The organism is Allotabrizicola aquatica (SeqCode), from assembly GCF_965194375.1.
Lineage (GTDB): Bacteria > Pseudomonadota > Alphaproteobacteria > Rhodobacterales > Rhodobacteraceae > Tabrizicola_A > Tabrizicola_A aquatica.
In genome coordinates this window covers 46,395-53,543 of sequence record NZ_CBDAEL010000013.1, presented here as the reverse complement: position 1 = coordinate 53,543, position 7,149 = coordinate 46,395, and the positions used below count along the sequence as shown (strand labels likewise).

The following is a 7,149-nucleotide window of genomic DNA, read 5'->3' as shown; positions in this document are numbered from 1 at the left end:
TTTCAGCGCCTCTAACGCAACACGCGCCTTGAACGCCGCGTCATGGTTCCTGCGTTTCTTCATGTTCTGATCTCCTCGTTCTTGGAGACCAGCAGACGTCAGATCGTAGCTTCCGTCACTGTCCGGTTTTCGGGGAGTAGCTCAAATCCCCGCTCAACACCGCGCGATACACGGCCAAGACGCCGGGCCGCAGATAGGGTGACCAATGTGAAACACGTTTGCAGGCCGGAGACACCTCATGGCCCATCCGTGAGAGCGCGCCCAAGGTCAATGGGCTGTCGATCCACAAATCGCGCCAGTTGGGCCGGGTCTGCCCCAAACCCTGACCGATCGATGTCCGCATGCCGCCATGGACCAACCATTCAAAGCACGCGTCGAACAAGTCATTCTCGCGTGTCGCAACATTGACGATGCTCGCCACGCGCCCGGCGGGGCTGTCCAGCGCGGCGAGCGCAAGGCCCCGCGCTTCGGCCCCAGCCAGCAAGATGAGATGTCGCAGATCACCAGCGCCAGCCTCATGCAGGGCCGCCAATGCCACCCTTGCGCCCAGCGAATGCGCGACCACGTCCAAGCACCGGCCCCGAGCGCGCAAGATCCCAGCAAGCTCGGCCAGCGCCGCCCCCGCCCGCGCGGCATTGGCATGGGCTTGCCACAGATTGCCCCGGGCATGCCAACCGAAGGCAATCGCCAAACCCCGCCGCCCATCCAAGCCCAGATGCCGGGGCCAACTGATTGCCTTGGCATCCGCAACATCGGGATCCAGTGCAAGGATGTGTCGGTGGGGGCAGTCCCGCCCCAAACCCGGTGAAAAGCTGTAGCCATGCACCAAGGCAACCACAGGCGCACCCTCGGGCAGGGCGTCCAAGGCCCTGAACAGTCTTTCGTGATCTAAGGAAAGACCGTCATGGGTCAGATTTGCGCGGATCGGTGGCAAGGGCGGCATCGCAACGGTCCCAGATATCGCATCTGACCCGGTCTTATCCTTGCCCTGCGACCGCCAGATGAAGCTGGCATGTCTGCCAGATGACAGCGCATTGGGTCGATTCCCTCCCCCCGTTGACCTTTCCCCCTCCCCGGCATATCCATCCGCCCGTGGCGCTTTGAGACCGGATTGCGGGCCACGTTAAACAAGCCGCTAAAAGGGACACGGATGCAAATGCCCCCGGACCCCTTTGGTTTCGGGGTTTTTCTTTGGGCCGGAGGCGCGCATGACGAACGATTGGAAAACACGCACCAAACTCGTGCATGACGGCATCCGCCGCAGCCAATATGGCGAGATGGCCGAGGCGATCTTCCTGACCCAAGGCTTCGCCTACCCTTCGGCCGAGGCTGCCGAGCAGCGCTTTATCAAGGCGGGCAGCGATGAGTTTATCTATGCCCGCTATGGCAACCCCACTGTGCGCATGTTCGAAGACCGGATCGCGGCACTGGAAGGCACCGAAGCCGCTTTTGCCTGCGCCTCTGGCATGGCCGCCGTCAATGGTGCGCTCACCTCGATGTTGCGCGCTGGCGATCATGTGGTGTCGTCGCGCGCGCTCTTCGGCTCGTGCCTCTACATTCTGGAAGAGGTGCTGACCCGATACGGCGTCAACGTAACCTTCGTCGATGGCGCAGACCTTGACCAATGGCGCGCCGCCGTCACCCCCGCCACCAAGGCGGTGTTTTTCGAGAGCATGTCGAACCCGACGCTGGAGTTGGTCGATATCCGGTCTGTGTCTGAAATCGCCCATGCCGTCGGCGCAATCGTGATCGTCGACAACGTCTTTGCGACCCCGATCTTTTCCCGCGCCGTCGATCAGGGTGCAGATGTCATTGTCTACTCCACCACCAAACACATCGATGGGCAGGGCCGCGCGCTGGGCGGCGTGATCTGCGGGCGTGAGGAGTTCATCCGCAAGACGGTGGAAACCTATATGAAACACACCGGCGGCTCGATGAGCCCCTTTACCGCTTGGATGCACCTCAATGGCATGGCGACGCTTGATCTGCGCTGCCGGGCCATGGCGGAGTCGGCTCTGACGGTGGCGAAGGCGCTGGAAGGCGATGCCCGCCTGTCGCGCGTGATCTTCCCCGGCCTTGCAAGCCACCCCCAGCACAGTCTTGCGATGGAGCAAATGGGTTCGGGCGGGACACTGGTGGCCTTTGACATCAAGGGCGGCAAAGAGGCTGCCTTCCGCTTCATGAACGCACTGCAAATTGCCACCATTTCGAACAACCTTGGCGATGCAAAAACCATCGCCACCCACCCTGCGACGACCACCCACCAGCGACTTGCGCCCGAGATGAAGGATAAACTGGGCATTACGCCCGGCCTGATCCGCCTTTCGGTTGGGCTTGAAGATGCGGGCGATCTGATTGCCGATCTGAACCAGGCGCTCGATCACGTCTGATCTGTCGGAAACGGGACGGAATCTGTCCCTTTCCCCCTTCTTTCCAAAGGGGCCAGCCCTTAAGTTCAAGCTTCGCGCGGGAATCCCTTCCGCCGCACTGATCCGGACCAAGCTTCTGTCCGTATTCCTGATGACATTGACGGCGCGCGAGCGCCCGAACCGAAAGGACGCTTTATGAACCTGCACCTGTCAGACAAAGACACCCGCCCCGGCCGCACCGAGGCCGAAGCCGCTCTGGCCACGCTGCGGCTTTGGGCTGCCCGTGCCTCTGAGGCCGAGATTGTGGGTCTGGATCCGCAGGTCGGCGCGCTTTTGGGGCAGGGCTATCCGATCCTGTCGCGCGATTACCCAACCGAGTTCCGCGCCGACGCGGCGTATAAAGACACGCTCCCCGATCTGCAAAATGGCCCGGCCAGCCTGATCCGGGGCGCCAAGCAGACCATCCAGCACGTCGGCATTTCCAACTTCCGCCTGCCGATCCGCTTCAAGACCCGTGACAATGGCCCGGTGACACTGGAGACCAGCGTGACCGGCACCGTCAGCCTTGAGGCCGAGAAGAAGGGCATCAACATGAGCCGCATCATGCGGTCGTTTTATGCTCATTCTGAAAAGGATTTTTCCTTTGGCGTGATCGAACACGCGCTGAACGACTATAAGCGCGATCTTGAAAGCTTTGACGCCCGCATCCAGATGCGCTTTTCCTTCCCGGTCAAGGTGGACAGCCTGCGCTCGGGCCTGTCGGGGTGGCAGTATTACGACATCGCGCTGGAACTGGTCGACGTGGCGGGTGTGCGCAAGCATCTGATGCATCTTGATTTCGTTTATTCCTCGACCTGCCCCTGCAGCTTGGAGCTCTCTGAACACGCCCGCCAGACGCGCGGCCAACTGGCGACGCCGCATTCGCAGCGCTCGGTGGCCCGCATTTCGGTGGAGCTGACCGGGGCGAAATGCCTGTGGTTCGAAGACCTGATCGAAATCGCCCGCGACGCAGTGCCGACCGAGACGCAGGTGATGGTCAAGCGCGAGGATGAGCAGGCCTTTGCCGAGTTGAACGCCGCCAATCCGATCTTTGTCGAAGATGCCGCCCGCAGCTTCTGTGCGGCCCTTCTGAAAGACGACCGGATCGCCGATTTCCGCGTTGTGGCCAGCCATCAGGAAAGCCTGCACAGCCATGACGCGGTGTCGGTCCTGACCGAGGGCCCGACCTTTGCTGCGACGTCGCTGGACCCCCGGCTCTTTGCCAGCCTCTATCACGTCGGCTGACCCGACACCGCGCGTCGAAGTCCGTCCGGGCACTCCTTGCCTTTGCCATCCTTTGCCAGCCAAGGCCGCCCCTTTGACGGGGCGGCCTTTTGGCCCTATGCCTAGCGCCCATGATTGATCTGCGGCCAATCTTTTACGTGGTGGGGCGAATCCTCGTGGTGCTGGCGATCCTGATGCTGGCCCCGGCCATCATCGACTGGCGAGCCGGGCTTGAGAACGGCGCTGATTTTCTGGAATCGGCCATCATCACCGGCGCAGTGGGTCTTATGCTGTCAGTTGCCACCGCCAATGGTCTGGCGGGTGGGCTGAATGCGCGTCAGGCCTATCTGATGACCGCGATGATCTGGGGCTTTGTGCCCATGTTCGGCGCGCTGCCGTTCATGCTGGGCGCGCCGAACCTGTCGTTCACCCACGCCTATTTCGAAGCCGTGTCCGGCATCACCACCACCGGGTCAACCGTGATCATCGGCCTTGAAACCCTGCCGCCGGGCATGAATCTGTGGCGCGGCATGCTGAACTCGCTTGGCGGGTTGGGGATCGCCTTTGTCGCGATGATCTTCCTGCCGGTGCTGCGGGTGGGCGGCATGCAGTATTTCAAGACCGAGGGCTTTGACACCTTCGGCAAGGTCATGCCCCGCGCCACCGACATCGCGCGGCAGTTGGTGATTGTCTATTTCGGCCTGACGTTGGCGTGCATCCTTGCCTATCGTCTCTTGGGCATGAGCGAACTTTCTGCCGTGGTGAATGGTATGGCCACCGTGGCCACTGGCGGCTTTTCTGATGCCGATGCCTCCTTCAGCCGCTTTGGCGCCCCCATCCAATACGCGGGGGCCTTTTTCATGATTATCTCTAGCCTGCCCTATATCCGTTATGTGCAGCTGTTGAATGGTCACGCCCGCCCGCTGTGGCAAGACAGCCAGATTCGCGCTTATCTGAAATGGATCGCCGTCGCGGTGGGAACGGTCACGCTGTGGCGTCTTGTCAGTGCGGGCGGCAGCGTTGAGGTGACCTTCCGTGAGGCGCTGTTCAATCTGGTCTCGATCATGTCCTCGACCGGCTTCATGGCTGGCAGCTTTTCGGGCTGGGGCGGCTATATGCTGATTGTGGCCTTCCTGATCGGCATTGTCGGGGCCTGCTCGGGCTCTTCGGCATCGGGACTTTCGGTCTTTCGCGTGCAAATTGCCGCTTCGGCCCTGATCGCCCAAATCCGTCAGATCGCCTCACCCTCGAAAGTGGTGCCTGTGCGCTATGACGGGCGGACCGTGGGCGAGGATGTGATTTCGGGCCTGATCCTGTTCATCACCAGCTATGTGCTTTCGATCGGCATCATGACCGTGGCCCTTACCTTGATGGGTGTTGACCCGATGTCGGCTCTTTGGGGGGTCTGGACCTCGATCGGCAACATTGGCTACGGCATGGGGCCAGTCGCGTCGCGGACAGGCACGTTCATAGAATATCCCGATGCGGCGAAATGGGTGCTGATCTTGGCGATGATCATGGGCCGCTTGGGGCTGATGGCGATCTTCGTTCTGTTCCTGCCGCGCTTTTGGCGTGACTAGCGTCGGGCCTGCGTAGGGGCGATCCCGCCCTTACTCAGCCCAGCACGACACTTGCACCGTCATGCCCAATGCCGCGGCGTTCAGCGCGTCTGGTGTCGCTGGTGTGCCGCTTGTGGCTGGTCCAGCGGTCATGACAAGGCCCGCGCCCTGCACAAGCGCGCCAAGGCTTGCCGCATCGGCGGCCAGCGCCATGCCTTCGGGCAATTGCCGCCCCGCATCTGCTGGAACCGGGATCAGCACCCCCAGAACGCCGCCCGCGCTGTCCAGAACCGGCCCTCCCATGTCCCCGGCCATCACCGGCGCCAAAAGCCGCACCTGACCCGGTTCGCCCATGATGCCTTCGGCCGCCTCGAAGGTGCCAAAGGTCAGGACCGCCGCTGGCAGCCGCTCGCCATAAGAGAAGCCAGCGACCGAGATTTCGGCCCCGCTGCGCGGGCTGGCCGTGGCCAGTCGCGCGACGGCCCGCGGCGCAAGGGCCGCCTTGGGCGTCAACAGCGCCAGCCCCGTGACCGCATCCTCGGCCGCCACATCTGCCGCCGTCTCGGCCCCGATCGTCACCTTGGCGCAGCCTGCGACATTGGCCAGCGCAGTCGCCACATGGCCGATCTCATCCACAAACACCCCCGAGGCCACCCGCGCCGGTTTGCGCAACTTCAGCCCCGACAGCATGCCGCTGAGCGCCGCTTCCTCCATCGGCACCAGCCCCGGATCCAGAGCCTTGCCGCCCACGGCCCGGAACGACGATTGGAGCACCGGCAGGATACGCTCCATCCGCGCTGCATCGGCCGGGTTCCAGACCGCAAGATACCCTTTCACCATCCCATCACGGGTTTCGGCAAACGCGAGACTTTCCAGCTTGCTGGACGCCGCCTGAATGGTGAACGACGTGTCACCCAAGGACCGCTCGCCCGTCTCTGGCACCGCCTCCAGCGTCTGCAAGATGTCATAAAGCCCAGCCAGCGCCTCAGGCCCGCCAGGTTCGGAAATCAACAAAATGCGTAGGCCAGAGCCGTCTTTTTCGGCAAAATGCACGAACGGAGGTTCGTAATGGTCAAATGCCACCAGCGACAGCGGTAGGGTGATCTCGATCCCAGCCTCGGCTTCGGTCACACTTTCAAAGCCGAACTCGGCCAGATCGGCGGCGTGATTGGTCACCAGCGTCGCCCGCTGGCGTGTGGTCAGAACGCCGGTTGGCTCAAAGCCGTTCGCCTCTTGCCAGGCCGACATCGAGGCGCGGGTGCCCTGCCCAAACGCGCCGTCAATGCCGCTGGCGTAAAAGCCATACCACTTCAGCGCCTCTTGCAGCGTCACGCGCTCGTCCCGGCTCAGCTCTGCTTCCGAGGCGCGCGCTTCACGCAGTGTCTCATCCGGCTCGATGACCAACGGCGCAGGCTCGATGGATTCGGGTGCTATCCTTTGGGCTTCCACCGCTGCGGGCTCCACCGTCTCAGCAACCGGCGCCTCTGTCGCAATCGGTTCACGCTCCACAGCCTCTGCCACGGCCAGATCCTCTAGAACCCCGGTAAAGCCCCCACCATCCGTCACAAATGCATCGCCCGGCACCTGACCCGACCGGCGCAACTCGGCAAGCCTTCCGGCTGCTGCCTCGGGGCTATAGGGACCAAGAACAATGGCATGCCACGACCGCCCCTTGAACACCGTCACATCGGGAAACTCGGCGGCGTAAGCCTCGGCGCGCGCCCTTGCTGTTGCTTCTGAGGGGTAGGATTCAATCTGGATCCACGCCTGCTCTTCGGTCGCCTCCTGTGCCTGTCCCATCGTGGCCACGGCAAGGCTGAAGGCCAACACCAATGCATACCGCCAAAAACACATGTTTCCCCCATCACGCCCGGTTTTCTGGGCCACATTTTTTGCGTCAAATCTCTTTTGCCCGACCATGGCAGGCCGCTTGCCGAATACAAGGGTCAAGACAGCGG

General features: G+C 62.5%; 5 protein-coding genes and 1 riboswitch. Of the genes, 3 read left to right on the top strand and 2 right to left on the bottom strand.

The features are described 5' to 3' along the window. Window positions 1-115: 115 nt before the first annotated feature. On the bottom strand, window positions 116-865 hold the full coding sequence (locus AC72UB_RS12835; protein WP_505190135.1) for a hypothetical protein: 750 nt from the start codon (window positions 863-865) through the stop codon (window positions 116-118). A gap of 217 nt (window positions 866-1,082) precedes the next feature. Continuing rightward, window positions 1,083-1,160: riboswitch (SAM riboswitch) on the top strand. A 48-nt stretch (window positions 1,161-1,208) separates the two neighbouring features. Here AC72UB_RS12835 and metZ point away from each other — a divergent pair. The 3 genes from metZ to AC72UB_RS12820 all read left to right on the top strand — a co-directional run bounded on the left by metZ (window position 1,209) and on the right by AC72UB_RS12820 (window position 5,212). Continuing rightward, the gene (gene metZ / locus AC72UB_RS12830) at window positions 1,209-2,390 is read left to right on the top strand and encodes an O-succinylhomoserine sulfhydrylase (RefSeq protein WP_505190134.1); all 1,182 of its coding nucleotides are present in this window, start codon (window positions 1,209-1,211) and stop codon (window positions 2,388-2,390) included. Between the two features lie 174 nt (window positions 2,391-2,564). Continuing rightward, entirely contained in the window at window positions 2,565-3,653 is a 1,089-nt protein-coding gene (gene folE2, locus AC72UB_RS12825; RefSeq protein WP_505190133.1) for a GTP cyclohydrolase FolE2, read from the top strand. A gap of 110 nt (window positions 3,654-3,763) precedes the next feature. Beyond that, a complete protein-coding gene (locus AC72UB_RS12820) occupies window positions 3,764-5,212 on the top strand; it encodes a TrkH family potassium uptake protein (RefSeq protein WP_505190132.1) in 1,449 nt (482 codons plus the stop codon). Between the two features lie 30 nt (window positions 5,213-5,242). On the opposite strand, the gene AC72UB_RS12815 is transcribed toward AC72UB_RS12820, so the two are convergent. Further along, the gene (locus AC72UB_RS12815) at window positions 5,243-7,045 is read right to left on the bottom strand and encodes a peptidoglycan-binding protein (RefSeq protein ID WP_505190131.1); all 1,803 of its coding nucleotides are present in this window, start codon (window positions 7,043-7,045) and stop codon (window positions 5,243-5,245) included. Between the last annotated feature and the right edge of the window lie 104 nt (window positions 7,046-7,149).